We start from the raw sequence: 25,106 nt of genomic DNA, 5'->3' as shown, positions 1-25,106 counted from the left end.
CCCTGATCTTTTTCTTGCACCCACTTGATCTTTTTCTTACAGCGTTTTAAAAATCAGGTGCGTTAGCCCTGATGAACATGCCCAAACCAGATGTTAATGCCTTCAACCATGGTGGGATGGGCAAACATCATGTCGCGCAGCGCGTGATAGGGTAATTTCATTTCCATCGCCACCTGAATGACGCCTAACATTTCTCCTGCTTCCGCACAGAGGATGGAAACGCCGAGAATTTCATCCGTGTCTGCATCGATGACGGCTTTCAGCATACCGGTGGTTTCGCCCTGGGTTTTCGCACGCGGGATCATCGCCGCTTGAATTTTGGCCACTTTGATAGCCCGCCCGGATTGACGCGCCTCCGTTTCCGTCATACCCAAGCGAGCCAATTCGGGATCAAGGAACACGGTGTAGGGAATTAAGCGGCCATGCGCACCACGCTTGTTGCCCGGATGGGTCAGATTGTATTTGACCAAGCGGTAATCATCCCAGGATAAATGGGTAAATTGCGCCCCGCCCTTCACATCTCCTAAGGCCCAAATGCCTTCCACTGCGGTTTCAAGGTAGTCATTGACTTTCACAAAACCACGCTCATCGACGGCCACACCCGTGCGGTCGAGATCCAAACCGGCCGTATTGGGTATGCGCCCAACCGCCACGAGGATATCACTGCCCGAAACGTTTACCGACTGCCCCGCGTGATAAACATCAAACACGACCTGTTTGCCTTCTTTTATCACCTGATTTATTTTTGCATCAATCAGAAACTGAACCCCTTCATGCTGAAGCATGGTTTGTACCTGTTCTGCCACATCCCTGTCTTCACGCGCGAGAAAAACAGGCGCAGCCTCAATGACCGTGACCTGTGAACCAAAACGACGGAATATTTGCGCAAATTCCAAACCAATATAGCCGCCGCCAATGATAATTAAATGGGCCGGCAAATAATCAATATTCATCAAGGTATCATTGGTATGGTAATGAACCTGGGATAAACCGCTGATTGGCGGAATGAAGGGCAAAGCACCGGTGTTGATAAAGATGCGATCGGCTGTGATTTGTTCCGTTTTTTTGCCTTCATGCGGCTGACCGAAGGTAACTTCAATGGTCTTGTAATCCACAAAACGGCCGCGGCCCAATAATAAATCCATGCCGGAATCTAAAAATTGCTTTAAATTGGCATCTCGCATGGCTTTTACGACGGCCTGTTTGCGGGCACGTAAGGCTTTGAAATCCACGGGCTCCAAATTAGCCTGTAATCCGTAAGCCTGGGCTGTGCGGCAATAATGGGCGATCTTGGCTGATTTAACCAATGTTTTGGTGGGAATACATGCTACATTAATACAGGTTCCGCCAATTTGATTATCTTCCACCATCGCGACGTGCTGGCCGCTTTTTGCCAAATCCATGGCTAAAGTTTTACCGGCCTTGCCGCCGCCAAGAATAATCGCATCGTATTTACTTACCATTGAAATCTCCGCCTTGTTCGCCAGGTTTTAATGAGATGCCGCTACCTTATTAATAGTCATTACGTGCCTTGAGTAATTCCTGCAAAGGTTTTGGCAACAGGGCGTGCGCTCGTTCCGTGAGCGAACGCTCGTGCTTCTGCCACAACGTACCCAGATAAATGATGAGAATGCCGATAGCCGTTAAGGATACAGGGAACAGCGCGCTGTCCTTAAACACATTCCAGGCCAGATGCCCTAAATAAAAAGCACAGCCTAAGGCGCCGAAAATCACAAAGACTTTCCGGACCAGCACCACGCCAATGCCTATCATTAGCAAATTGATGCAAAAATAGAAAAATTTGGATAATTCACTGTCGGAACTTTGCGAAGACAATCCACCCCAAAAGGCCATCACCCCAAACAGGTATAACCAAAACGCATAATCGCCTGAATGGCGTGAACGCAAATCCACCCAAAACGCTAACAGGACGATGGCCAATCCGAAATACATGGATACTAATGCCCGCAGTTCAAAGTCAAATGCGTTTTCACCGGCAACCAGCGCCGTAATATCCATGGACATATACCAAAGCGTCACCGCAATGGGCATCACCATAAAGGGGTAACGATAAATCCAGGCCAGAATTACGCCGACGGCCAAGGTGCCCAGTTCCATAAAAATCCAGTTCCATTGTACGTAGCGATGGTAATCACTGTAGGTACTTTGATCGGGCCACCATCCCATAGCCACCTGCAAACCGTATATCGCAAGAGGTGTCAGGCAAATCACAAAGGTGGCGCAGATACCGGCTGGCACATGCAAATCCTTTTTTCGACAAACGGCAGCCAGACAAAGCCCCAGAATGGCATAAAGAACGGACAGGTAGAAAATGCCCCAGCCGCCAAACGCTTCCCAACTCAGATTCATAAACAGGGTCATGGCGCCAATGGCCAGGAGACCGCCAAGGTAGTAAAGCACATTGGTGAGATTAAACGCAGGTCCCTGCTCTGGCTGTCTCTGCAGAAACTCAAACAGCGCATCTGCTTGCTCCCTGGAAATGATGTTGGCATCAACGGCTTTATTTAGCACACCATGCGAGAGTTTCATCACGCCTCCAAACCAATAGAGCGAGCCTTTTTCCTACTTAGAGTATAGATAGCTTTCACAAAAGTGGTTGATTAATTGGCATAAAGCCCTGAGTACACGGTGATCATTATGGTTGCTAACTCACCATTCATTGGCTAAATTTACTATTATTTAATCATTTTCTACAAAATAAAGGATTATTTTGATGGAAAAAGAAACTTTGTGTCAGGCCCTGTTAACGGTCAGAAATACAACAGAAACCATCTGCGAACCCTTGTTGACGGAAGATTACGTCATTCAAAGCATGCCGGATGTCAGCCCGCCCAAATGGCATCTTGCCCATACCAGCTGGTTTTTTGAAACGTTTTTGCTAAAACCGCAATGCAAAAACTATTGCGTCTTTGATCCAACCTTTGGCTATTTATTTAATTCCTATTACCAAAGTATCGGCAAGCCTTACACGCGGGCACAACGCGGCTTATTGTCACGGCCAACCACAGAAACCGTGTACCGTTATCGCCGTTATGTGACGGATCATATGCTTGATTTCATCACCCAATTGCCGCTTCAGCAAGTACAGCAATTCACACCGTTACTGCGCCTGGGCCTCGAACATGAAAAGCAGCATCAGGAACTGCTGCTCATGGATATTAAGCATAATTTTTACATTCACCCGGATTGGCCTGTTTACCTTCCGCGGTGCTCAAGTGAAAGAAAATCCCCTGGGGAGAGTGGTTTGGCCTACACGGAATCAGAGGGCGGAATGGTTACCATCGGCTTTGGTGATGACGGCTTTTGTTTTGATAATGAAGCACCCCGGCATACTTGCTTCCTCAAGCCCTACCGCTTGGCCAACCGCCTGGTCACAAATGAAGAATACCTCGAATTTATAGAGGCCGGCGGGTATAAGCAGCCACAATGGTGGCTGGCGGACGGCTGGGATTGCGTACAGGAAAACCAGTGGCAGGCTCCCCTTTACTGGGTCAAGCAGGATAATACCTGGCAAATTTTTACCTTAAACGGCATGATGCCTCTTCATCTTCATGAACCTGTGTCGCATATCAGTTATTACGAAGCTGATGCCTATGCCCGATTTCGTGGCGCTCGACTGCCGCGGGAAGAGGAGTGGGAGCATTTTGTTCTGAACCAGCCGTTAACCCCGGCAAGCGGTCATTTCATGGAAAACGGCCGCTTTCACCCGCACAGCGCCAATCGCACGCCAGAGGCCCCGCAGCAATTTTTTGGTGATTTATGGGAATGGACCGCCAGCGCATTCACGCCTTATCCCGGCTATCGCCACGAGGGGGGCTTTCTCGGGGAATACAATGGTAAATTCATGAGTAATCAGATGGTATTAAGGGGTGGAAGCTGCATCACGCCACAGGACCATATTCGCGTCAGCTACCGTAATTTTTTCCAACCGGATAAACGATGGCAGTTTAGCGGGATCCGTCTCGCGGCCGATAATTGAGGATAATAACATGAGCCGATACATTAAACTGATGGATGAATCAAGTGATGAAAAACAACAACTACGGGAAGATATCCTGCTAGGGTTGTCGCAAACCGATAAACAAATTCAATCCAAATATTACTATGACGAGGTGGGTTCAGAACTGTTTAATCAGATCACGCGTCACCCCGATTATTATTTAACAGGATGCGAACTGGAAATCCTTAATCAGTATAAAGAAGACATTTCAACGCGGCTCGGAGAAGACGCGTTCAATCTAATCGATCTCGGTCCGGGCGAAGGCATCAAGACAGGGCTTTTAATTGAGCAATTCATTAGCGATTACCGCGCCTTCACTTACGTTCCCATCGATATATCCAGAAAATTTCTCGATCATGTCATTCATCGGGTTAATGCCCAGTTTGCCGGCATCGAAACCATTGCTTTAAACTCGGATTACCTGGTGGGGATGGATTGGTTAATGCGCAATTCCGGTAAACGGAATGTGGTGTTATTTCTTGGGTCAAGCATCGGTAATTTTGATCTTGAAAGCACCACCGACTTCCTCAGTACCCTGCGTACTTTTTTACGTCCCGGAGATTTTGTGCTTATCGGTTTTGATCTGCGTAAAGATGTCGATATTCTCATGCGGGCCTATAATGACAGCGATGGCTTAACCCGGGAATTCAATCTCAATTTGTTAAAACGCATTAACCATGACTTGCATGGTCATTTTAATGTTGATGCCTTCCATCACTTCGGCACTTACAATGTGCATACCGGGGCGATGGAAAGCTATTTATTAAGCCTTGAAGAGCAGACTGTGGAAATTGATGATTTAAATACGGCTTTTACCTTCAGGAAATTCGAACCCATCCACGTAGAAACATCCTACAAATACCTGCATTCGCAAGTTGAAAAATTAGCCGCCGATGCCCGATTCAAGATCTTGAAAAACTACAGCGATCGCCGCGGCTATTTTATCAATTCGCTCTGGCAAGCCGATTAAGGCTAGACCAGCGGTTGGCTGTCATCAACCGGTGATTTTTTTGAAATATCATCAGTACGCAATTCCAGCCATACCGCATTCATGATGGCAAAAATACAGGCCATGGCGGTGCCCAAAATCCAGGAAAAATACCACATAGTCGTCTCCTAATAAGCCGTTTCGCGGTTATGGGTAATGGTTTCTTCGGTTACCTTACCGCGCAACACACGATAAACCCAGGCGGTGTAAAGCAGAATAACCGGTAAAAACACCACGGTTGCCACCAGCATGATAAAAAGGGTCAACTGGCTTGAGGAACTGTCCCAGACCGTCAGGCTCTGGGCTGGATTCGTACTGGAGGGCAGTATAAAGGGGAACATGCTGATGCCCACCGTGGCAATAATGCCGACTAGCGACAGCCCGCTTAATACAAAGGCCAATACGCGGCGCGAAGCCAGCATAAAAGCCAATATTGCCCCGATAATCCCTAAAACAGGAACAGCGAGCGTCATGGGGTAATGGCTGTAATTAGCGAACCAGGCTCCCGGTGTTTTCATGACTGCTTTATAAAAGGGGTTGGAAGGACCGTCATGGACAGCCGGGCTGGTTACCACATAGCCATCAATCCCGTTATAAAGCACAACACCCCCGGCGATAAAGAGCACGGCCGTCAGCAAGGCAGCGATTTTAGCGGCCTTGTGTGCACGTTCCTGTAAAATACCCGTTGTCTTTACATTTAAAAAGAAAGCGCCGTGCATGGCCAGCATGCTCACCGACAGCAGACCGCATAACAGGGCAAAGGGATTTAACAAGGCAAGAAAGGTTCCAGTATAAAATGGTCTGAGGCTTTCATCATAATAAAATGGAACCCCTTGCAAGACATTACCCACGGCCACGCCAAAAATTAAGGCAGGTACAGCACCGCCGATAAACAAGGCTTTGTCCCAAGCCCCTCGCCAGACCGGATTATTTAATTTGGAGCGGTATTTAAATCCGACTGGCCTTAAAATCAAAGCCAGTAAGACCACAAGCATGGCCAGATAAAATCCTGAAAATGACAAGGCATACAGGGCTGGCCAGGCAGCAAAAATAGCCCCCCCGCCCAAAATAAACCAGACTTGATTGCCTTCCCACGTGGGCGCGATGCTGTTTATCAATACCCGTCGTTCCATGTCGGTTTTGGCCAACCAGGGCAACCACATGGCAACGCCCAGGTCAAAGCCGTCCATTACCGCAAACCCAATGAGGAGAATACCTAGCAGCATCCACCAGATCACACGCAGGGTTTCATAATCCAAAGGCATCACTGTTCTCCTCGTAGAAGATTATCGGGACCAAGACGGATGTATTTCAGCATCAGATACACTTCAACAATGGCGAGGATGGTATAAAAAAGGACAAACCCGCCAATAGAGGTTAAAACCTGGGCAACACTCACGGAAGACGTACTCATCATCGTCGGCAGAATACCCTGCACAGCCCAGGGTTGACGTCCATACTCCGCCACAACCCAGCCTAACTCCGCGGCAATCCAGGGCAGAGGTAAAGACCATAGGGCAACATGCCAATACCAGCGGGTGGTATGGAGACGGCGTTTGACAGACAAATAGAATCCGACCGCGAATAAGAGAATCAGGAAAATTCCGCAGGCTGCCATGATACGGAAAGAGAAAAACAGGGGCATGACGCTGGGTTTGAGATCATGGGCCGCCTGGTTAATTTGTTCCTCCGTCGCATCAACGACATTCTCGGTGTATTTTTTCAACAAAAGGCCATAACCCAAGGCATCGCCGTGCATGGCAAAATCAGTCCTGGCTGTTTCATCGGCAGGATCTTTTTGCAGGCGCGACAAGGCGTCATAGGCTAACATCCCTTGACGAATTTTTACCTTTCCCTGTTCAATCAATTCTTCGATGCCTTCCAATTGTTCACTAAATGAACGGGTAGCAATGATGCCAAGAACATAGGGGATTTTTATTTCATAATCGGTACGCTGCATGGCTTCGTTGGGTATGCCAAAAATGGTCAAATCAGCCGGTGCCTTTTCGTTATGCCACATGGCTTCAATAGCAGCCAGTTTCATCTTCTGGTTACTGTTGGTGAGATAACCGCTTTCATCCCCCAACACCACCACTGACAACGCGGAAGCCAAACCAAAGGAGACAGCCACAGTCATGGAACGTTTGGCAAAATCAACGTTGCGCCCGCGCAGAAGGAAATAGGCACTGATTGACAGTACAAAAATGGCCCCGGTCACGTAACCGGCACTTATCGTATGGACGAATTTGGCCTGCGCAACCGGATTAAATATGACCTCACTGAAATCACTGACTTCCATGCGCATGGTTTGAAAATTAAAGACTGCACCCACGGGATTCTGCATCCAGCCATTGGCAATCAAGATCCACAAAGCCGAGAGGTTCGTGCCCAAGGCCAGCAGCCAGGTGCAGCACATGTGCTGGAACCGGCTGAGCTTATCCCAACCAAAGAAAAAAAGACCAACAAAGGTTGCTTCCAGAAAAAAGGCCATTAAGCCTTCAATGGCCAGCGGCGCACCAAAGACATCGCCAACATAATGAGAATAATAAGACCAGTTGGTGCCGAACTGAAATTCCATGGTCAAACCAGTCGCCACACCCAGCACAAAATTAATGCCGAACAAAATACCCCAGTATTTCACCATCTGCCGCCAGATCTCACGCCCGGTCATCACATAGACGGTTTCCATAATGGCCAGCAACAGCGAAAGGCCCAGGGTTAATGGCACAAAAAGGAAATGATACAGGGCCGTCAGTGCAAACTGCAGGCGGGAGAGGTCAACAACATCACTACCAGGAATCATACTTACCTCGACTGATGGTTAGCTACAGGCTTATTCATCGATGGATTGTCATCAAGAACAGACGATCCCAGTAACCATTGCCTTGCATCCATGGCAGGCTTTTTAACGTGACTGAAACAAACCCACCACAACAGGAAGAGCAGTATTAATTTAACCAGTAAGGTTAGAGATATGTCGCGTGTCAGGGGTTTCATGATTCAGTCCAAACCAGGCTTGGTAATGGGAAACCCCTATATTCTGTCACCATTACGAGGCATCAACAAGTAGTGGCATCATTCACTTTGCAAAAAGTTAAGCCTATGCAAAACTTTAGCTCTATTATCGATACAGAAGGCTTATCATGATCGAAACAATTCATATTGATTATCAGGAAAACCCATCGCCGCAGGACATCCAGATTTTGGGGGATGGCATCATCGCTTATGCGAAATTAAAAAAAAACCAACCCACCATTCGCAGCTTTGCATTCTTTCTGCGCGATAAAACCAATACCATTCAAGGCGGGTGTCATGGTTCGATGTATTATGGCTGTTTATACATTGACCTTTTGTGGATTGATGAGCCGTTCAGGGGAACCCAATGGGGAACAAGGCTCATGCGCTCTGCGGAAGAGTTAGGTAAAGCGAACGGCTGTCTGTTTTCAACAGTCAATACCATGGATTGGGAGGCTCTCGGTTTTTATCAGAAACTCGGTTATGACATAGAATACCAGCGTTCGGGTTATTTGCATGATTCAACACTTTACTTTCTGAAAAAAGAGTTTGCTGCAAAGGTTGACCATCACAGGAAGAATCATGGCGGGTAAACCCGTAACCTATTGGCGCAAGGAATTTGAAACCTTTTCATCCTGGAATCATAAATCTGATGCCAAAGCACGCATCGCTGGCAACGTGCCTCCAACCTGGTTTGCCTGTATGGCCGCCATCAAACTCCTTTGCGACTATTCCGTGAGCCTCCGTGTCAGCCCGTCAGGTCTTAAGGGGGGCTATGGCTTTAACCGGTTTTGGGCGGGACGCTGGGGTACCCATCATGGCAATGAAGTCCGGCAAGCGCTGAAAGACATTCAAAAATTGGCCCCGAACACCCGTTCAATCCCGCTGCTGCTGGTTATCCTTAAACAAAAACTGGCGGGGCGGGTGCTCTCGTCTGAGGGCGATCTATCCCGCATCCTGCAGGTTATCCAGGAGAAAACCGGCGTGAATCTGCAAAACTGTGAAGAACTGACACCTAATCACTGCGCAAGGACACAATCGGTTCAAGCCACGCGGCACGTTTAGCCGGATAAAAACCAAAAAAGACGCCCGTCGCCACCGAAACAAGAAAACCCGCGAAAGGCGGCATCAGATAAAAAATAAAGGGCCAATCGCTGAAATAAGCCATGATGCGGGTGAACAGCAGGCCTAACATGACGCCAAGAATCCCCCCAAGCAATGACAGCATGACCGATTCCATTAAGAATAAGGCCTGGATCTCACGGTTTTTAGCGCCAACCGCTTTACGAATGCCAATCTCTTTTTTACGTTCGCTGACTGAAACCAGCATGACATTCATGACGCCAATGCCGCCCACCAGCAGAGAAATGCTGCCGATGACAGCCAGCAACAGCGTAAAAATCTGCCCCTGGCTTTCCATGCTGGCAATGATTTGCTTGGCACTGCGCGGAAAAACCTGCAATTTTGGCGATTGCGCGGTAATAACCTGTTTAATTTGATCAATAACATCGTCAATGGGGCTATCCGGTTTAAGCAACAAGACGGCATTATTGACTTTGCTGTCTTTGCTGATTAAAGGAATACCCGCAATCGGCACAATCACCGCCTGATTGATGTCTTCATTAAAAAAGCCATTTTCCTGCCAGGGCTTGGCCACACCGATGATGGTATAAAGCGCCCGGCCAATTTGCAGTTGTTTGCCAATGGGGTCATCCTGGGTGACTTGCTTTATTTGCCTGGCGATGCCATCGCCAATCACGCAATAATGCTCAAAGGTCTCGACAAAGGAAATAAAATGGCCTTGCGCCAGCTCAATATGAATAATGTTTTTCAGGGATTCATCCGCACCGATAATCGCGCCTTGCAGGGTCTGGCCGGCAAAACTCATGGGCTGGTAAGCCGTGGCATACGGGGCGATGTTCACAATCGAGGGAACACGATCAGGCAATTGCCGCCAAACCGGTAAAGAGACTTCGCTGTTCTCGCTATGGGATTTGCTTTGTTCTTTTTGATAAACAGCGATAGCCAATAAATCCGTACCCAGTGCCTTAAACTGGGCTAAGGCTTTTTCGGTAGCCAACTGGCCGCAGCTGATTAAGGCGACCACCGCGGCCGTGCCAACCAGAATACCCAACACGGCAAGAAACGACCGCAATTTGGCAGCGCCTAAATTAACTAACGCCTGTTGGCCGTGGCTGAGCAAACTCATTGGCGGCTCTCAGAAACAATCTGCCCATCGGCAAGTGTAATACGCCGGGCGCATTGGGCTGCCACCTGCTCATCGTGGGTCACCATGATAATCGTGCGGCCTTCGCGGTTAAGGTTTAAAAATAAATTCATAACGTCTGTCCCCGTACGCGAATCAAGCGCACCAGTCGGTTCATCCGCAAGAATAACCTGCGGCTCCCCCACCAGAGCGCGGGCGATGGCTACGCGCTGCTGTTGACCGCCGGATAACTGCGTCGGGCGATGCAGAGCAAAGTCCTGCATCGACACCCGGGTTAAGGCAGCCATGACCCGCTCCTCGATTTCATGCGCCGCAACATTGCGGTAAATCAGAGGCAGAGCCACATTCTGTCGGGCCGTAAACCGCGGCAATAAATTAAACTGTTGAAACACAAACCCAATTTTTAAATTACGCAAAGCCGCGAGCTCGTCTTCATCAAGCCCCGCAATGTTGCGTTGATTAAGCCAATACTCGCCTTCATCCGCTTTATCCAGTAAGCCAATAATATTCATCAGCGTCGATTTTCCAGAACCGGAGGCCCCAACAATGGCCAACAAATCGCCCTGCTCCACAACCAGCGATACCCGTTTCAACACCTGACTGACCACATCGCCAATTTGATAGCTTTTGACCAGTTGGCGAATTGCAATTAACGGTTGATTAGCCATATTCAACGACATCACCTTCGTTCAAACCACTGTTGACAATCACCTTATCCGCTTCAGCCGCCCCCGTGGTGATCACCCGTTTTTCAAGCTGACCTTCAGGGGTTCGGATGAGGACCACACTCGCACCCTTTTCCTGTTTAATCGCCGCAATCGGAACCATCAGGCTGGTCTCGCTGTCGACACTCAACTGGATATTGGCGCTCATCCCGACTTTAATCCAGCGGCGTTGCTCGGGGGTAAGATTCTTGACTTCCACGATGGCATTAAACGAAGGCAAGCCGCCACCACTGGTCAATGAGGCCTGAGCATTGACCGCCACCAGTTGACCATGCAAAACCTGTTTACCCAACGCCACACCGGTAATGGTCGCCTCCATGCCGGTATGAATTTTATCAATGTCTATTTCAGGCACATCGATTTCCACGCTGATGCCGCTTAAATCACCCACCAGAGCAATGACTTGACCGGCCTTGATGTTAGCGCCCACAGCAATGCGGCTGCTTTTTTCATCCGTGGACTTGGGCGGGTAAAGCAGCACGCCGGTCGCGGGTGCTTTTAAATGAATACGGTTATGTTGGGTCGTTAAGGCCTGACGCACTTTATCAAATTGGGCAATGCTCAATGTCGATAAATTCTGCTCTTTTTGATCATCCATTTTTTCAAGCATCTCGGTTAGTTTGCGGGTTGACTGCATGAGGGTGACCCGCGCGGTATCCAGGCTTGATTTTTCACTTAAATAATTGTTCTTCGAGAGTAACCCTGCCTCCCAGAGCTCCTGTGTGCCGGTGAATTTGGCCTTGGCAATGCTGAAGCTGTCTTTGGCCTTGAGGTAATCGGTTAAGGTTTCATTGTATTGCTTTTGCAACTCGCTTGAATTCAAGACAACAACCACCTCACCCTTGTTCACCATTTGGCCATAATGATAATTCATGCTTTCAACGACGGCATCCATGGGACTGCTTAGGGTGCTCTCATTTAACGGCTGGATGTTCCCCGTGAAATAAAGTGACTTGTGCAGCGCTTCAGGTTTGACCACATAATGCTGGACATGATTCGTTTTGACCTCTTTTTTGCCGCAGGCCGAAAGCAGCAAGGCCGTCAGTAAAAGTCCCAGTAATTTTAGCGTGATGTTCATTCCCCGTACCTGAGTTTGATTTGCCAATGCTGAAGCGTCGTCCCAAGAATACGCTGCAGATCGGACAGTTGATTAAGGTATGCGATTTTGGCATTGATAAGGCCAGCCTGTGCCTGGATAAGCTGATTTTGGGTGTTGCTCACATCCAGGGCGCTGGCAATGCCCGCCTGCTGTTTTTTCTTTTCCAGCGCATACGATTGCGCCGCCAGTTTGACTTGTTTCTCAGCCAGAACATAGCGTTTCGCCTGGCTTTGAATGTTATTAATTGTATTGGTAATGGTGGTGATGAGCGCCCGCCGCATGGCGATGAGATTAAGCCTGTCTTTTTCAAGTTTGACTTTGGCGTTAATCAATTGACTGCGGCGATTGACATCGTGGATGGGGACTGTCAGGGTAATATTGGCCGACTCGCTGGTATTACGGCCATTGTAAATCCCCTTAAACCCATTATTGCCATCGACATCGGTCACCATACCGCTTTGCACATTAGCGCCGACATCGAGTTGCCACAACTGCTGATTTTTAGCAACCTCATAAGCCCTCTTATCCGCCCGCAGCAGCATTTTTTGAGCAAGAAACTGGACATTATGCTGAAGGGCCATGTCGATGGACTGCTTTAAATCAGGGATGGTTACTTTATCAACAATCACATCACTGGGAACCGCCAACCGCATTTGTGGATCAAGTCCAATGGTCTGCAGTAAATCCTGTGCGGCAATCTTGAAATCATTTTCAGCCTGCTCCACCAGCAGACTTAAGGATTCAATTTGATAAGACTGCTGAATATTGGCCGTAGGCTCTAGCTGGCCGGCCTTGATTTTCTTTTCATTGATATCATATGTTTTCCGGGCCTCATCCAGTTGGCGACGCTGATTCTCAAGGTTATTTCCACTTAATATCAATGCCCGGTAGGCACTGATGACCTGGGTAATTTGATCACTGACTGCCTGCTGCAAATTGATTTTATTCAACCATTCACTGTCAATGGCATCCCGTAAAGCGGCCTCGTTTACGCCTTGACCAAAGCCCCTGAGTAAAGGCTGGGTTAATGAAAAATTAAGAACCGGGCTATTATTGTTGAATGCCGTCGCGTTGTTTTCGAGGTTTAAGGACAATTGTGTGCCCAGTTTGGTTTTCAAATCCACTTCAGGGGTCAATAAAAAACTCTTATTCGTGCTTTTACCGATATCTTCAAACCGATTACGCTGGACGGTAGCGGAACCGGCTAAGGCATATTGCAATTCAAATTCATTATGGGCGAGGCGTAATTGGTAACGCTGGATGATACGGTCAAGCTCGGCGTTTTTAATGTTCGGGTTGTAACGCAAGGCGAGGAGGATTGCTTCACGCAGGCTTAAATGCTGGGTTTTTTTGTGTTTGGCGTCCGGTGCAAAGGGTAACTCCACCCAATGATGGAGCATGTATTCCGGGTTGGCGATAGCCATTGCCAGGCGCTGCTCAGCTTCACTCAGGCGAATGGCTTCCTCGCCGGGTTTATCCACCCAACGATAAAGCGATGCCGCATTAGCAGCGGGCACAGCAGCCAATGCCAGACCGGGCATCAACAGGAAGAGTAAGGTGCAGGCTGGTCGTATTTGACGCCAACTTATCCAAAGTGACACAGAAATGAAACCTTGATAACAATCATGTTTAAAATTAAACCATATTTTGCCGCAATACTAAAGAGGCAATGGCTCCCAGGCGTTAGCTAACCCGACTTTTGCCGGCGGCATGAGCAATAAATAATCGTTTGACCAGCATGAGTCGATCGCAACCGTTAAGACCCAGGCCGCGTAGCCATTGTACAGGCGGCAACGGGTTGGCAAACAGCGCTTTTAACCCTTCCATCAAGGCAATGCTCTGCCAAACGGCATGCCGGCGCTGACGCTGGTAAGCCGCCAGCACCCGTGGCGAGGTCGGGGCGCGCCCGCTGGCTAAACAATCAAGCCAGGTCGACACATCCGCAAGACCAATATTCAGCCCCAATCCCGCCAACGGGTGGATAGTATGAGCGGCATCGCCCAACAACAGCCAGTTTTTACCGGCATATTGCCTGGCATGACGCATGATGAGTGGAAATTGATATCGCGCACTGCGTAAGGTCACGGTTCCAAGCTTCTCTCCAAAGGCTTGCGCCACTTGTTGATTAAAACGGTCTCCATCCATAGCAACCAGTTGCTGTGCCCGTGCAGGGCTTGTAGACCAGACGATGGAGCAGTGCCGGTTATCAGGCAAGGGCAAAAAGGCCAGGGGGCCATCAGGGTTAAACACCTGATAGGCCGTTTGTTCGTGTGACTTTTCAGTTTCTACCGTGGCAATAACCGCATGCTGGTGGTAGGGCCAACAGGTTAATTCTACCCGTAATTTTTGCCGGGTGGCGGAGTTAGCACCATCAGCAATCAGCAATAACTGGCTTTCCCATTCCATGGTCGCACTCGATACAGTGACCTGCGGCGCATCGGTATTGACCTTGACGATTTCCTGGTGCGGTAAAAGCACCACCCTGCCTTGCTCCTGAAGGCGTTGCAGTAATGCCTGTTTGATCACCGATTCTTCAATAATCGTTCCAAGCTTATTCTCTGCAATCATTCGTGCATCAAAATCGATGCTGGCGCCAGTGGCTGCATCCCAGACATGCATATGCTGGTAAGGGGACAAACGTGACGGGGCCATTAAGTCCCAGACATTCAGGCGGCGCAGCAAGGATTCCGAGGCCTGATTAATGGCATAAACGCGCACATCCGGTGCCGGGCTGGTGGCCGTCAGCGCCCCCGCATCAATAACAGCCACGGCTAAATGCCGCTCAGCCATTGCCAGAGCCGCTGTCAGGCCGACTACGCCGCCGCCAATCACGACTCCATCATAAATCACTTGCATGCGCTGTTCCTTTCGTCAGTGTGATACCACAGGCCAGATCAGGCACTACACCGGCATAGCCGCGAGCATAATGTGACAACATGGATTTTAACAAAGGCATATTGTCCATCATCATCATGCCCAGATTTCGCCCGAAGCCCACGCCCGGCATGCGGCTACCGAAAAGCGAAACCAATCCATCGGTAAACTGGATGATAGCCCGCTGATCATGGCTGCGCATGGCCTGATATTGCTCCATCATGGCTGGATTAATGCCTTGCTTAACAATAACCTGTGCCAAAGCCGCCATATCGCGAAGCCCGAGATTAAACCCCTGCCCCGCTACGGGGTGCAGCGTGCGAGCAGCATTGCCGACAAAAAGAACGGGCCAGTGGGCCGTTTCAGGCATGACGAGCTGTTTTAAAGGATAAACCCCACGCTGACCCACTTTAATAAACCGTCCCAGTTTGTAGCCAAACGTCTGCTGCAACCGTTGTAAAAATTGAGGCTCCGGCAGCCTACTGACTGCTTCAGCTTCAGCGGGAGGCAGGCACCACACCAATGCCGAGCGGCGGTTGGTCATGGGTAAGAGCGCCAGCGGCCCATTACGGGTAAACCGTTCATAGGCCACTTGATGATGATCGCGGTTCAAGCCAATGTTGGCAATCACCGCATGTTGATGATAATTCTTGCTGCGGACTGGCAAATTCAATAATTGCCTCACGGTGGATTGCCCGCCATCCGCCGCGATCAGAAGGTGCGTTTTTATCTGCCTTAAGCCTTGCTCATCTTCAATCATGGCCAGACGCTGATCATTATCCCAGGCAATCAATTTTGCCGGTGCTAACACCTGCTGCGGTTTCAACAGAGGGTGCAAAGCACGATGAATCGACTGCAAAGGGACGACATAGCCTAAGGGCGTGCCTTCTGTGCCCTGCAATCGCGTCGTGGCAAAGCGGCCTTGCTCCGAAACATGGATAGTGGTGATCGGTGTAGCGTCAGGACTAATCACGGGCCACAGTTTAAGTATTTTAAGGATGGTGACGCTGGCGGGCGAGAGGGCTAAGGTACGCGTATCAAAATCATCCTTAAGCCGGGTGCTGTAAGGCAGCGCTTCAACAATCATAACGCGATATGGGCTGTTCGCTAAAGCCAGCATCAAGGCCGCACCAATCAAGCCGCCCCCGACGATTAAAATATCAACCTGTTCATCACTCACGCATCAACGCCTCTATCTCATCAATTTCGACTGGCAGAGCAGCCGTCAGGTTTTCATGGCCGTCAGCCGTCACCAGTATATCATCCTCAATGCGGACACCGATATTCCACCAGCGTGCATCAACACCCGGCATCCCGGCACTGATATAGAGACCCGGTTCGACGGTTAAAACCATACCGGCCTGCAGAGGCCGCCATTCGTTGTCAATTTTATAACGGCCGCTGTCATGCACATCAAGCCCCAGCCAATGCCCGGAATTGTGCATATAAAACGGTTTATATGCTTCCGTTGTGATCAACGAATCGACATCACCCTCCAACAAACCGAGTTCACAAAGCCCCCGGGTTAAAATCCTGACCATGGTTTGCTGGACAGCATTCCAGGGCAAGCCTGGTTTAATGCAGGCAATGCCCGCACGCTGGGCCTCTAAAACCAATTGGTAAATGGCCCGCTGTTCTTTACTGAATTGGCCATTAACCGGAAAAGTACGGGTAATATCGGCGGCATAATTTTCATACTCTCCGCCGGCATCAATCAAGACCAAATCGCCATCGCGTAAACGCTGATTATTATCGGTGTAATGGAGGATGCAGGTATTGGCGCCGCTGCCGACAATGGGGTCATAAGCCGGACCACGGCAGCCCTGACTAATGAATTCATGCATCAGCTCCGCTTCCAGCTGGTACTCATATTCCGCTTCGCGGCAAGCCTGCATGGCGCGAACATGCGCATTGACAGAAATGCCGGCAGCCCGCCGCATTAAATTCAATTCCACCTGGCTTTTAAACAAGCGCATTTCGCTAAGGAGCGGGTCCAGATCACACAAAGCGGTTGGCGCTTTGACACCGCGACGAATCTGGCCTTTCAATTCATTGAGAACCTGTATGATTTTTTCTTCATACGCCGGATGTTTACCCAAGGCATAGTAGATGGCGGTTTTGTCAGCCAGCAGCTGTGGCAAATGGGTGTTTAATGTATCGATCGCAAAGGCTTCGGTCATGCTCAGGACCTTGCAGGCATCTTCCTGGCCGAGACGTTTGCCGGTCCATTGCTCCTGAGCGGTATTTCGCGGCCGGTTAAACAAATAACTGTCCCCTTCCTGACCGGCTACGATAACCAGCACCGCCTCCGGTTCGTTAAAGCCGGTTAAATAATAGAAATCGCTGGCCTGTCGAAAACGGTAATGGGCATCGCCATTACGCAGGACTTCATCAGCCGCAGGAATAATCGCCACGGCGCCATAAGGCAGGGATTGGGCTAATTTCTGCCGTCTCGCACGGTATTCTTGCTGGGTAATCATCATCCATTCCTTGTTCATTAGACTAACGCTCAAACCTAGTGAGCCGCATCAGGATTATCCGTATCGGTCCCTTCCTGTAAATCGCTGTGCAGCCTGAGTACCGCCATGCGGGTATACTCGCTGACTTCCATCAAGGCTTTTTCATCCTCTTCATCCACATCCAGGGATTCATAATCAAGCTCGGCAAATTCGGTGATGTGCTGCAGGGTATCCTGCGAATCGTCCTCGGTAAACTGATCAAAGCCCACACCCGCCAGGGTCATGCCCTGGATAAATCCCTCGCACCATTCACTAAACGCCTGGGCGCGATAAAGCAAGGGTTCATGATCCTCTGGCAGAAGCAGCTGGAATTCAAAATCGAGCGCATTAATCTGTTGTTCACTTAAAGCATAGACGCTGAACAAAGCCATGGCAGCAGCACGGGTCGCCTCGTCTCGCTTGCTGTTCACGGTCAAGGCACGCAAATACGCTTCCCCCTGACGCGAGGCACGGGCACACAGGTAACCGCACATCATGCCGTGCAGTTCGCTGCTTGAAATCGGCAAAGCCAATGCCGCAATGGTTTCGCTAAAAGCCTGATAATCAGGCAGCTTCGTCAAATGGTTTTCAACCCGCATGGTCAACTCGTTAAAACAAATGGCTAATAATAACTGATTTGCCCCCACAAGCCAAAATTGTTACCATTTGCTAATTGCTGTAACCAGAAAGGCTCACTGATATGAGTACATCCAAAACGTGTTCAATTAGGTTATTGAGTAAAACGTATGACATTAAATGCCCTGAGCATGAAACGGACAACCTGCAATTAGCCGCACAGAAGCTGCAGGATCAATTGCTGGCCAATAAACGAAAATTCAAGCAACTGGATGACTTTAACAATTTGTTACTGGCCGCCTTGCACATTACGCACGAATTGATTAACTATCAGCGTCTGCAGGAACAGCAGCGTCATCAGGTGACGCAATTCATCAGCTCCCTTGAAAATAAAATCAATCAGGTGGTCAATGGCAACCCGGAGCTTCAACCAGACTAACCGTAAAAAGACCGTAAATTTTACTTTACTCTGGTGAGGAACAACCCTTCGGTGCTATACTGCAATTAACCCGGCAGCGAGTGATTTATGAACCAACACTCACTGACAGGGGAGCATCCTGCAGCACAGTGTTGAGCAAGCCCACCTGGAGTGGGAAGCCTGAACTGTCTCATCCGCCCCCCACTTGAACCCCAGGGTTCAAAATCTTGGCCTGTCGGGCTTTCTTATACCTTTAAACGATTCGCTTCTGACTCTGCCTCACCCTGTAACTCACCTAGCCGCCCCTGATGAACCGCTACCCATTCCAAAGGCCCTAGTTTTTCTGGCACCCCCAAAAGCTTTTGTTTTTGTTTAACGGCCGCACGATGTTTCAGATTGCCTGAAAAAAACAAATACTCCCCGCCTTCGCTTTCCCGCTGGGCGATATACTGATCCAGCTTAAACAGCTGCAGGCTCTCGTCCAGTAATTCCCTGTCTTTGGACGATCTTAACATCCCCTTTTCGGATTTAATCTGCCGGCAAAACGGTTCTATCTCATCAAAAGGGATTTTGAGCACCGTAAATTGCTTCGTAATGGCATTGCATAAAGCCACTTTGCGCGTAATGGTATCTAGAATCCCGCCATGCTGGTTGGCTGTAATATGCCATAAGTCGGGAAACAGGGCTTTTAAAAAATCTTTGCGCACAGTCGGCAATAAAGCCCGAATGGGTTCAAATTCTTTCTCTTTCAATACAATTGAATAATTGATGCAATGTGCCATCTGCTCTATGAGCAGGGCGGCCTGGTGGGGGGTGTTCCTTAAAAAACGGAGCATGGCCGATTCAGAGCGCCGCTCTTCATCCGTCGTCTGTTCACGGTAATCAATAAGAAAAGGGATTAATTCCGCCTGTTCCTCGGATGTTTGGTAATACAACAGATACAAGAGAGCCGCCATGGACGTGATGGACATATCCAGATTGGCTTTAGCCCCGGGTGAGGGGCTCTTTGACCGGCGTTTAAGCCTCTCCGACGGGTAAGAATCAACCTCCGAGTGTTCCGCATAGCCAATAACCCGGCAGGTTGATTGCATGAGAGCGGAAAGCGTTTCAGCGTTGACAGGCCCCGGAGATTCATTAAAGCAGGCGATAATTTCTTTAAAACAGACGGTATGGTGGTCATTGCGGGGAATCATTTTCTGAGTTTCAAGCTGCGCTTGAAACCGGATTAACGGCAGCGCTTTTTCATCGCTTTCCCACTGGGAAGGCTTTAACATGACAACCACATCCTGCCAATTGTATTTAATCATCTGCCTGATGAGCTTTTTTTCTTCTCCCCCCACAGTGGACGTTTCATCAAGCTCAGTCAATGCGTCCAAAATTCCTGTTGCCCGGGTCGCTCCTGACATCCACTTCATCTTTTGATACGCTTCAATCAGTTCCTGCAACGCCTTTTTTAATTCACCTACTGTCATAAACGCTCCCTGGTCTTGTTGATTCGGGCCTTATCCCGTCTTTAATTGTTCTTTTAACGCTAATAACTCATCCCGGACTTTGGCTGCCTGTTCAAATTCCATATTCTCTGCATGGGCATGCATGCGTTTTTCCAGCAATTTAATCTGTTTTGCCAGTTGATCCGGCGGCAAAAGCGCATACTCTGCTTTTTTCCCGCCTGACTGACGTTTAGTGGCATAAGCGCCTTCCATGATATCAGCCACGGATTTGCGGATCCCTTTCGGAGTAATGCCGTGCTGGGCGTTAAAGTCCATCTGTTTTTTGCGGCGGCGTTCCGTTTCATCCATCGCCCGCTGCATTGAGCCGGTGATGCGATCCGCATAAAGCAGGGCGCGGCCATTGATGTTACGGGCCGCCCGGCCAATGGTTTGGATAAGTGAACGATCAGAGCGCAAAAAACCTTCCTTGTCGGCATCAAGGATAGCCACCAGCGCCACCTCCGGCATGTCCAATCCTTCGCGCAGCAGGTTAATACCCACCAGCACATCAAATTCGCCAAGACGAAGATCGCGGATAATTTCCACACGCTCGACGGTGTCGATGTCCGCGTGCAGGTAACGGACTTTGACACCGTGTTCGCGCAGATAATCCGTCAAATCCTCAGCCATCCGCTTGGTCAATGTGGTAACCAGCACACGCTCGCCCTGACTGACGACAGTATGAATTTCAGACAAGAGGTCATCGACCTGATTTCTCACCGGACGAATGTCGACCTGGGGATCGACTAATCCGGTGGGTCGCACCACCTGTTCGGCGACATTGCCGGCCTGCTCCTGTTCAAAGGGACCCGGTGTGGCGGAAACATAAATGGTCTGCGGCGAGCGGCTGTCAAATTCTTCGAAACGCAACGGCCGGTTATCAAGGGCTGAAGGCAGGCGAAAACCATAATTGACCAACGTTTCTTTTCTGGCGCGATCGCCGCGGTACATGCCGCCAATTTGCGGTACCGTCACGTGTGATTCGTCAATAACCAGCAGCGCATCCGGCGGCAGGTAATCAAACAAGGTCGGCGGCGGCTCCCCCTCATTGCGTCCTGACAGATAACGCGAATAATTTTCAATCCCGGAGCAATAACCCAGCTCCAGCATCATTTCAATATCAAAACAGGTGCGCTGCTGCAAACGCTGCGCCTCCAGGAGTTTATTTTCGCGGGTAAAATAGTCAACCCGCTCCTTCAGCTCCTCTTTCACCCAGTCGACCGTTTGCAGAATACGCTCCCTTGGTGTGACGTAGTGGGTTTTGGGGAAAACCGTCACGCGCGGCACACGCTGCAGCACTTCACCGGTTAATGGATCAAAAAAGGACAGATTTTCGACTTCATCATCAAACAATTCAATGCGAACCGCACTTTTTTCAGAGTCGGCGGGGAACACATCAATGATGTCGCCATGCACACGAAATTGCCCCCGCTCCAGAGAAACCTGGCTGCGGATGTATTGCATTTCGGCAAGTCGTTTTAATATTTTACGTTGATCGCATTGTTCTCCGCGAGAAAGATGTAATACCATACGCAGATAGGAATCCGGATCACCCAAACCGTAAATTGCTGATACTGTGGCGACAATAATGGCATCCCGCCGCTCAATCAGCGCTTTGGTCGCTGATAAGCGCATTTGTTCAATGTGCTCATTGATGGAAGCGTCTTTTTCAATAAAGGTATCGGATGAAGGGACATACGCTTCCGGTTGATAATAGTCATAATACGAGACGAAATATTCAACGGCATTATCGGGAAAATACGCTTTGAATTCACCGTACAACTGCGCCGCCAGGGTCTTATTCGGTGCCATAATCAAGGCCGGTCTTTTCATGGCTTGAATGACATGGGCAATGGTAAAGGTTTTACCCGAACCGGTCACCCCAAGCAGCGTCTGACGGGCCAACCCCGATTGCAGGCCGTCGATGAGCGAGGCAATGGCGGTGGGTTGATCGCCAGCGGGTTGATAATCGGCATAAAGTTTAAAAACGTTTTTCATACGAGTAAACCGGGTGTTGTAATTGCCTAAAATTAAGGCAGACAGTTAACATCCTAGCATAGGAGTTTAAAAATGAATATCACACTAGCTGGCCGTGTGCAGCAAGTCAAGCCGTCACCCACATTAGCTGTCGCCGCCAAGGCCGCGCAAATGAAAGCAGACGGCCTGGATGTCATTGGCTTGGGCGCCGGCGAACCTGATTTTGATACCCCGCGTCACATTAAAGAAGCTGCCATTGCTGCTATCCATTCGGGCTTCACCAAATACACGGCCGTAGACGGTATTCCCGAACTCAAGCAGGCCATACGCGACAAATTCAAGCGTGATAACCAGTTAGAGTACCAACTGAATCAAATCCTCGTTTCTGTCGGCGGTAAGCAAAGCATTTTTAACCTTTGTCAGGCTTTCATTGAAGAAGGCGACGAGGTTTTAATCCCTGGGCCCTATTGGGTTTCCTATCCGGACATCGTCCTGTTGGCTGGCGGCACCCCGGTGATTATTCCCTCAACTCCCGCACAACATTACAAGATAACGGCACAACAGCTGCAGCAAGCGATTACACCGAAAACTAAAATGATCTTTATCAACAGCCCATCCAATCCCTCGGGTGTTGCTTATAGTTTAGCTGAATTGAAAGCCCTGGGTGAGGTCTTGAAACAGCATCCACAAATTCTTATCGCCACGGATGACATGTACGAACACATCATCTGGTCACAGCCTTTCTGCAATATTTTGAATGCCTGCCCGGAACTGTATGAGCGTACTATCGTACTGAATGGCGTATCAAAAGCCTATTCGATGACCGGTTGGCGCATAGGCTATGCGGCAGGACCTGCAGCCCTGATTAACGCCATGAAAACCGTGCAATCGCAATCGACCTCCAACCCCTGCTCCATTGCCCAGCGTGCGGCAGTGGCTGCTTTAAACGGGGGGCTGGAAACCGTGCAGGAGATGGTTAAAGCCTTCCATCAACGCCATGATTATATTGTCGAACGCCTTGAAGCCATTCCCGGCATCGAAACCATTCCTGCGGACGGGACGTTTTATATATTTCCCAATGTCCAGGCGGTTATTGAGCGAAAAGGGTACGTCAACGACATGGCGTTTTCCGAAAAACTGTTAAAGGACACAGGCGTAGCCCTGGTACCCGGCTCCGCCTTCGGCAATGAGGGCTGCATCCGCCTGTCTTTTGCCACCAGCATGGACATCATCAGCGATGCCATGGATCGTTTAGCGCGCTTTTGTAAATAACAAAAAAATTTCCCATAACCTCTTGACCACCAGGCGGAATCGTTCTAAGATTCCGCCCTATTCCCCGGTAGCTCAGTCGGTAGAGCGGATGACTGTTAATCATTAGGTCACAAGTTCGAGTCTTGTCCGGGGAGCCAAATCCAGTCTGGGTTTTGGCCAAATTCAATCAAACCTTAAATTTTACGTGTCGAATATGTGTCGAAGGTTGGGGTAACGTTCGAAGAATATTTTTTAAATTTATAAATAACTCATAATCCGTTGGTCCTAGGTTCAAGTCCTAGTTGGCCCACCAATAAAATCAAGTAGTTACGGTAGTTTTCAGAAAATCGCAAAAAGTCATGTAGACGCAATGTAGACAGAAAAAACAGTGGAAATTATTAAATGGGTAATCTCAAGCCCAAATCGATAAGAAGCGGATCCTTATGCTAATTTTCAATTGTACCAAAGCTGCAGCAGATTTTTTCACATCAATCCGTAAAGGCAAGAAAACATCCCCCATGTCACCAACTCCAAAGTTAGCTCTTACTGAAGAACCTATTTTGCACGATCAGCAACAGTGGCACTGGATGGTTCATGTAACAAAATTGGGGCACAAAAATGTCTTACTAGCAATGGATTCGGACTCCCGTTTTTGTATGCTTTTTTGGAGGCTAAGAAAAGGAAATATCGAAAATTTTCTTGAGCAATTTCATGAAAGGTTCGGTCTTCATATTATAGCTGTTATTAATATGGGTGGACTGGATGAAACAATGCTTGAAACAAGTATGAAGACATTCCTAGAAAACCACCATGAATATGCATTTGTTCAACGAGGTGATCGCTCAGTACAAGCACATATCAATGATGCACTTATGAATCTGCAATATGAACACCATCGATGGGAAGACGATGATCCAACTGAAGAGGAGCTATTCATTAGCGATTTAAGACACAACGACACCCCTCGTAAACGCAAACAAGATAAAGATTACATATTTCCAACTGAAATACTGTTTAGTACCTGGCTATCACGTTATGCCAATTTAGATGAACAAATCATTGACCACACTATTAGCCAATATCGACAAGCGAATAGTCAATTATGGAGATTCCCATTTGATATCGATATCGATGATCTAAATTTTGACGAAATTGAGGCAGGGATTGCTAAAGCACCAGATAATGTCATATCGTTTGCCGACTATACTAAACTAAAAAGCAAATAGCGTGTCTTAAGCACAGCCTACGTATATGCATAACCTATTCCCCAACTAACTCTTCCTAATTAGAGACGATAATCAAGAAGGTTCTCTCCCTAAGGCACCATAAAACCAATAATTAATACCAACAGGATATTACATCCGATATTTATTAGAATTTTATCCTATTACTACTACTTTACATAACTAAAGTAAGGGTAGATACTGACTTAAATGGTTATTACCTTTAGACAGTATCTACCCTTACTTTCGCGGTCTCATTATGCAAATGCTAGCATTCTTAAACTTTAGCTTGGCCTAAATTGAAAAAGGAGAGGACTCTTGGATTCAATAACAAAGGATGCAATAGCCAGTATCCTTAATGAAATAAATGCAACAGAAGATGAAAAAAAACTAATTGATTACTCACACACCGCTATAACGAAAGATATAAATCATTCACAGGTTATTTCTTTGCTTATATTAGCCAAACAATTGAAACAATCTACAGAAAAATTTATCGAAACGTCCAATAAACTTGCAGATGCAGAAGATAAAAACTCCCAGAGAATGGTGAGCTTGACATGGGCATTAGTTATAGTTGGTGTGCTTCAAGCACTAGGGGTCTGTAAATAATTTTGTGTAATTAGTCATAGTATATAATCTGTCGGCGCTGGATAGTGTTGACAATATGATGAGAAGAACTATGACTGAAGATATAGATGAATTGGCAAAAGAAATAGCCAGG

At 48.5% G+C, this 25,106-nt stretch carries 24 protein-coding genes, 1 tRNA gene and 1 other RNA gene; 10 read left to right on the top strand and 16 right to left on the bottom strand.

Translation table 11 applies throughout. From position 1 onward, the window contains the following. Positions 1-62 precede the first annotated feature (62 nt). A complete protein-coding gene (locus tag Lery_RS11430) occupies positions 63-1,463 on the bottom strand; it encodes a mercuric reductase (protein ID WP_058527383.1) in 1,401 nt (466 codons plus the stop codon). Positions 1,464-1,512: 49 nt separating this feature from the next. Then, complete coding sequence (locus tag Lery_RS11425; protein WP_058527382.1) at positions 1,513-2,550, bottom strand: hypothetical protein; 1,038 nt, start codon at positions 2,548-2,550, stop codon at positions 1,513-1,515. Between the two features lie 184 nt (positions 2,551-2,734). On the opposite strand from Lery_RS11425, the gene egtB reads away from it, so the two are divergent. Together egtB and egtD are read left to right on the top strand one after the other, a co-directional pair. Next, positions 2,735-4,000: an ergothioneine biosynthesis protein EgtB gene (gene egtB / locus Lery_RS11420; protein ID WP_058527381.1), complete on the top strand. Its 1,266-nt coding sequence runs from the start codon at positions 2,735-2,737 to the stop codon at positions 3,998-4,000. Between the two features lie 10 nt (positions 4,001-4,010). After that, positions 4,011-4,991 carry an L-histidine N(alpha)-methyltransferase gene (gene egtD, locus Lery_RS11415; protein WP_058527380.1) on the top strand — a complete coding sequence of 327 codons (981 nt, stop codon included), beginning with the start codon at positions 4,011-4,013 and terminating at the stop codon, positions 4,989-4,991. 2 nt (positions 4,992-4,993) lie between these two features. On the opposite strand, the gene cydX is transcribed toward egtD, so the two are convergent. Genes cydX through cydP form a run of 4 tightly spaced genes read right to left on the bottom strand, consistent with a single transcriptional unit; the run spans position 4,994 to position 8,006 of the window. Beyond that, the gene (cydX, locus tag Lery_RS14880; RefSeq protein WP_065230297.1) at positions 4,994-5,128 is read right to left on the bottom strand and encodes a cytochrome bd-I oxidase subunit CydX; all 135 of its coding nucleotides are present in this window, start codon (positions 5,126-5,128) and stop codon (positions 4,994-4,996) included. 9 nt (positions 5,129-5,137) lie between these two features. After that, complete coding sequence (cydB, locus tag Lery_RS11410) at positions 5,138-6,274, bottom strand: cytochrome d ubiquinol oxidase subunit II (RefSeq protein ID WP_058527379.1); 1,137 nt, start codon at positions 6,272-6,274, stop codon at positions 5,138-5,140. Continuing rightward, positions 6,274-7,812, bottom strand: coding sequence for a cytochrome ubiquinol oxidase subunit I (locus Lery_RS11405; protein ID WP_058527378.1), 1,539 nt, complete (start codon positions 7,810-7,812; stop codon positions 6,274-6,276). Before Lery_RS11405 ends, cydB begins: the two co-directional genes overlap by 1 nt. A gap of 2 nt (positions 7,813-7,814) precedes the next feature. Further along, on the bottom strand, positions 7,815-8,006 hold the full coding sequence (gene cydP, locus Lery_RS15070) for a cytochrome oxidase putative small subunit CydP (RefSeq protein WP_237759222.1): 192 nt from the start codon (positions 8,004-8,006) through the stop codon (positions 7,815-7,817). A 146-nt stretch (positions 8,007-8,152) separates the two neighbouring features. Between cydP and Lery_RS11400 the strand changes: the two genes are divergently transcribed. Next, the gene (locus tag Lery_RS11400; RefSeq protein WP_065230296.1) at positions 8,153-8,617 is read left to right on the top strand and encodes a GNAT family N-acetyltransferase; all 465 of its coding nucleotides are present in this window, start codon (positions 8,153-8,155) and stop codon (positions 8,615-8,617) included. Continuing rightward, the gene (locus tag Lery_RS11395) at positions 8,607-9,089 is read left to right on the top strand and encodes a hypothetical protein (RefSeq protein ID WP_058527377.1); all 483 of its coding nucleotides are present in this window, start codon (positions 8,607-8,609) and stop codon (positions 9,087-9,089) included. The genes Lery_RS11400 and Lery_RS11395 overlap by 11 nt, the downstream gene beginning before the upstream one ends. Here Lery_RS11395 and Lery_RS11390 read toward each other — a convergent pair. From Lery_RS11390 to Lery_RS11355, 8 genes are all read right to left on the bottom strand, one after another. Then, positions 9,040-10,233 carry an ABC transporter permease gene (locus Lery_RS11390; protein WP_058527376.1) on the bottom strand — a complete coding sequence of 398 codons (1,194 nt, stop codon included), beginning with the start codon at positions 10,231-10,233 and terminating at the stop codon, positions 9,040-9,042. The genes Lery_RS11395 and Lery_RS11390 overlap by 50 nt on opposite strands. Further along, on the bottom strand, positions 10,230-10,919 hold the full coding sequence (locus Lery_RS11385; protein ID WP_131751173.1) for an ABC transporter ATP-binding protein: 690 nt from the start codon (positions 10,917-10,919) through the stop codon (positions 10,230-10,232). The genes Lery_RS11390 and Lery_RS11385 overlap by 4 nt, the downstream gene beginning before the upstream one ends. Further along, positions 10,912-12,054, bottom strand: coding sequence for an efflux RND transporter periplasmic adaptor subunit (locus tag Lery_RS11380; RefSeq protein ID WP_058527375.1), 1,143 nt, complete (start codon positions 12,052-12,054; stop codon positions 10,912-10,914). Before Lery_RS11380 ends, Lery_RS11385 begins: the two co-directional genes overlap by 8 nt. Next, positions 12,051-13,616, bottom strand: coding sequence for a TolC family protein (locus Lery_RS11375; RefSeq protein WP_058527374.1), 1,566 nt, complete (start codon positions 13,614-13,616; stop codon positions 12,051-12,053). The genes Lery_RS11380 and Lery_RS11375 overlap by 4 nt, the downstream gene beginning before the upstream one ends. A gap of 142 nt (positions 13,617-13,758) precedes the next feature. After that, entirely contained in the window at positions 13,759-14,931 is a 1,173-nt protein-coding gene (locus Lery_RS11370; protein WP_058527373.1) for an FAD-dependent monooxygenase, read from the bottom strand. Further along, positions 14,915-16,129 carry an FAD-dependent monooxygenase gene (locus Lery_RS11365; protein ID WP_058527372.1) on the bottom strand — a complete coding sequence of 405 codons (1,215 nt, stop codon included), beginning with the start codon at positions 16,127-16,129 and terminating at the stop codon, positions 14,915-14,917. Before Lery_RS11365 ends, Lery_RS11370 begins: the two co-directional genes overlap by 17 nt. Next, positions 16,122-17,429 (bottom strand): Xaa-Pro aminopeptidase, encoded by a 1,308-nt coding sequence (pepP, locus tag Lery_RS11360; protein WP_058527371.1) that lies wholly within the window; start codon positions 17,427-17,429, stop codon positions 16,122-16,124. The genes Lery_RS11365 and pepP overlap by 8 nt, the downstream gene beginning before the upstream one ends. A gap of 35 nt (positions 17,430-17,464) precedes the next feature. Further along, positions 17,465-18,046, bottom strand: a complete 582-nt coding sequence (locus tag Lery_RS11355; RefSeq protein WP_058527955.1) for a UPF0149 family protein — start codon at positions 18,044-18,046, stop codon at positions 17,465-17,467. Positions 18,047-18,147: 101 nt separating this feature from the next. Here Lery_RS11355 and Lery_RS11350 point away from each other — a divergent pair, with 101 nt between their 5' ends. Continuing rightward, on the top strand, positions 18,148-18,462 hold the full coding sequence (locus Lery_RS11350; RefSeq protein ID WP_058527370.1) for a cell division protein ZapA: 315 nt from the start codon (positions 18,148-18,150) through the stop codon (positions 18,460-18,462). Between the two features lie 64 nt (positions 18,463-18,526). Continuing rightward, positions 18,527-18,687: non-coding RNA, 6S RNA (gene ssrS, locus Lery_RS14875), on the top strand. On the opposite strand, the gene Lery_RS11345 is transcribed toward ssrS, so the two are convergent. Both Lery_RS11345 and uvrB read right to left on the bottom strand, forming a co-directional pair. Beyond that, positions 18,687-19,913, bottom strand: a complete 1,227-nt coding sequence (locus Lery_RS11345; protein ID WP_058527369.1) for a hypothetical protein — start codon at positions 19,911-19,913, stop codon at positions 18,687-18,689. The genes ssrS and Lery_RS11345 overlap by 1 nt on opposite strands. 30 nt (positions 19,914-19,943) lie before the next feature. Further along, a complete protein-coding gene (gene uvrB / locus Lery_RS11340) occupies positions 19,944-21,929 on the bottom strand; it encodes an excinuclease ABC subunit UvrB (RefSeq protein WP_058527368.1) in 1,986 nt (661 codons plus the stop codon). A gap of 72 nt (positions 21,930-22,001) precedes the next feature. Here uvrB and Lery_RS11335 point away from each other — a divergent pair, with 72 nt between their 5' ends. From Lery_RS11335 to Lery_RS11320, 4 genes are all read left to right on the top strand, one after another. Next, positions 22,002-23,180, top strand: a complete 1,179-nt coding sequence (locus Lery_RS11335; RefSeq protein ID WP_058527367.1) for a pyridoxal phosphate-dependent aminotransferase — start codon at positions 22,002-22,004, stop codon at positions 23,178-23,180. A 61-nt stretch (positions 23,181-23,241) separates the two neighbouring features. Beyond that, positions 23,242-23,317, top strand: a tRNA-Asn gene (locus Lery_RS11330). A gap of 285 nt (positions 23,318-23,602) precedes the next feature. Further along, positions 23,603-24,385, top strand: coding sequence for a DUF6933 domain-containing protein (locus Lery_RS11325; protein ID WP_058527366.1), 783 nt, complete (start codon positions 23,603-23,605; stop codon positions 24,383-24,385). 315 nt (positions 24,386-24,700) lie between these two features. Next, on the top strand, positions 24,701-24,994 hold the full coding sequence (locus tag Lery_RS11320) for a hypothetical protein (protein ID WP_058527365.1): 294 nt from the start codon (positions 24,701-24,703) through the stop codon (positions 24,992-24,994). Positions 24,995-25,106 lie beyond the last annotated feature (112 nt).

Origin of the sequence: Legionella erythra, from assembly GCF_001467615.1 — a bacterium.
Classification (GTDB): Bacteria; Pseudomonadota; Gammaproteobacteria; order Legionellales; family Legionellaceae; genus Legionella_C; species Legionella_C erythra.
Note: the sequence above shows the minus strand (reverse complement) of the source record. Positions and strands in the feature narration are given on the sequence as shown.

Excerpts from the sequence above, each read along its gene's own strand:
- Lery_RS11430 (WP_058527383.1), bottom strand. The coding sequence starts at position 1,463 with ATGGTAAGTAAATACGATGCGATTATTCTTGGCGGCGGCAAGGCCGGT.
- Lery_RS11425 (WP_058527382.1), bottom strand. The coding sequence starts at position 2,550 with ATGAAACTCTCGCATGGTGTGCTAAATAAAGCCGTTGATGCCAACATC.
- egtB (WP_058527381.1), top strand. The coding sequence starts at position 2,735 with ATGGAAAAAGAAACTTTGTGTCAGGCCCTGTTAACGGTCAGAAATACA.
- egtD (WP_058527380.1), top strand. The coding sequence starts at position 4,011 with ATGAGCCGATACATTAAACTGATGGATGAATCAAGTGATGAAAAACAA.
- cydX (WP_065230297.1), bottom strand. The coding sequence starts at position 5,128 with ATGTGGTATTTTTCCTGGATTTTGGGCACCGCCATGGCCTGTATTTTT.
- cydB (WP_058527379.1), bottom strand. The coding sequence starts at position 6,274 with ATGCCTTTGGATTATGAAACCCTGCGTGTGATCTGGTGGATGCTGCTA.
- Lery_RS11405 (WP_058527378.1), bottom strand. The coding sequence starts at position 7,812 with ATGATTCCTGGTAGTGATGTTGTTGACCTCTCCCGCCTGCAGTTTGCA.
- cydP (WP_237759222.1), bottom strand. The coding sequence starts at position 8,006 with ATGAAACCCCTGACACGCGACATATCTCTAACCTTACTGGTTAAATTA.
- Lery_RS11400 (WP_065230296.1), top strand. The coding sequence starts at position 8,153 with ATGATCGAAACAATTCATATTGATTATCAGGAAAACCCATCGCCGCAG.
- Lery_RS11395 (WP_058527377.1), top strand. The coding sequence starts at position 8,607 with ATGGCGGGTAAACCCGTAACCTATTGGCGCAAGGAATTTGAAACCTTT.
- Lery_RS11390 (WP_058527376.1), bottom strand. The coding sequence starts at position 10,233 with ATGAGTTTGCTCAGCCACGGCCAACAGGCGTTAGTTAATTTAGGCGCT.
- Lery_RS11385 (WP_131751173.1), bottom strand. The coding sequence starts at position 10,919 with ATGGCTAATCAACCGTTAATTGCAATTCGCCAACTGGTCAAAAGCTAT.
- Lery_RS11380 (WP_058527375.1), bottom strand. The coding sequence starts at position 12,054 with ATGAACATCACGCTAAAATTACTGGGACTTTTACTGACGGCCTTGCTG.
- Lery_RS11375 (WP_058527374.1), bottom strand. The coding sequence starts at position 13,616 with ATGCCCGGTCTGGCATTGGCTGCTGTGCCCGCTGCTAATGCGGCATCG.
- Lery_RS11370 (WP_058527373.1), bottom strand. The coding sequence starts at position 14,931 with ATGCAAGTGATTTATGATGGAGTCGTGATTGGCGGCGGCGTAGTCGGC.
- pepP (WP_058527371.1), bottom strand. The coding sequence starts at position 17,429 with ATGATTACCCAGCAAGAATACCGTGCGAGACGGCAGAAATTAGCCCAA.
- Lery_RS11355 (WP_058527955.1), bottom strand. The coding sequence starts at position 18,046 with ATGCGGGTTGAAAACCATTTGACGAAGCTGCCTGATTATCAGGCTTTT.
- Lery_RS11350 (WP_058527370.1), top strand. The coding sequence starts at position 18,148 with ATGAGTACATCCAAAACGTGTTCAATTAGGTTATTGAGTAAAACGTAT.
- Lery_RS11345 (WP_058527369.1), bottom strand. The coding sequence starts at position 19,913 with ATGACAGTAGGTGAATTAAAAAAGGCGTTGCAGGAACTGATTGAAGCG.
- uvrB (WP_058527368.1), bottom strand. The coding sequence starts at position 21,929 with ATGAAAAACGTTTTTAAACTTTATGCCGATTATCAACCCGCTGGCGAT.
- Lery_RS11335 (WP_058527367.1), top strand. The coding sequence starts at position 22,002 with ATGAATATCACACTAGCTGGCCGTGTGCAGCAAGTCAAGCCGTCACCC.
- Lery_RS11325 (WP_058527366.1), top strand. The coding sequence starts at position 23,603 with ATGCTAATTTTCAATTGTACCAAAGCTGCAGCAGATTTTTTCACATCA.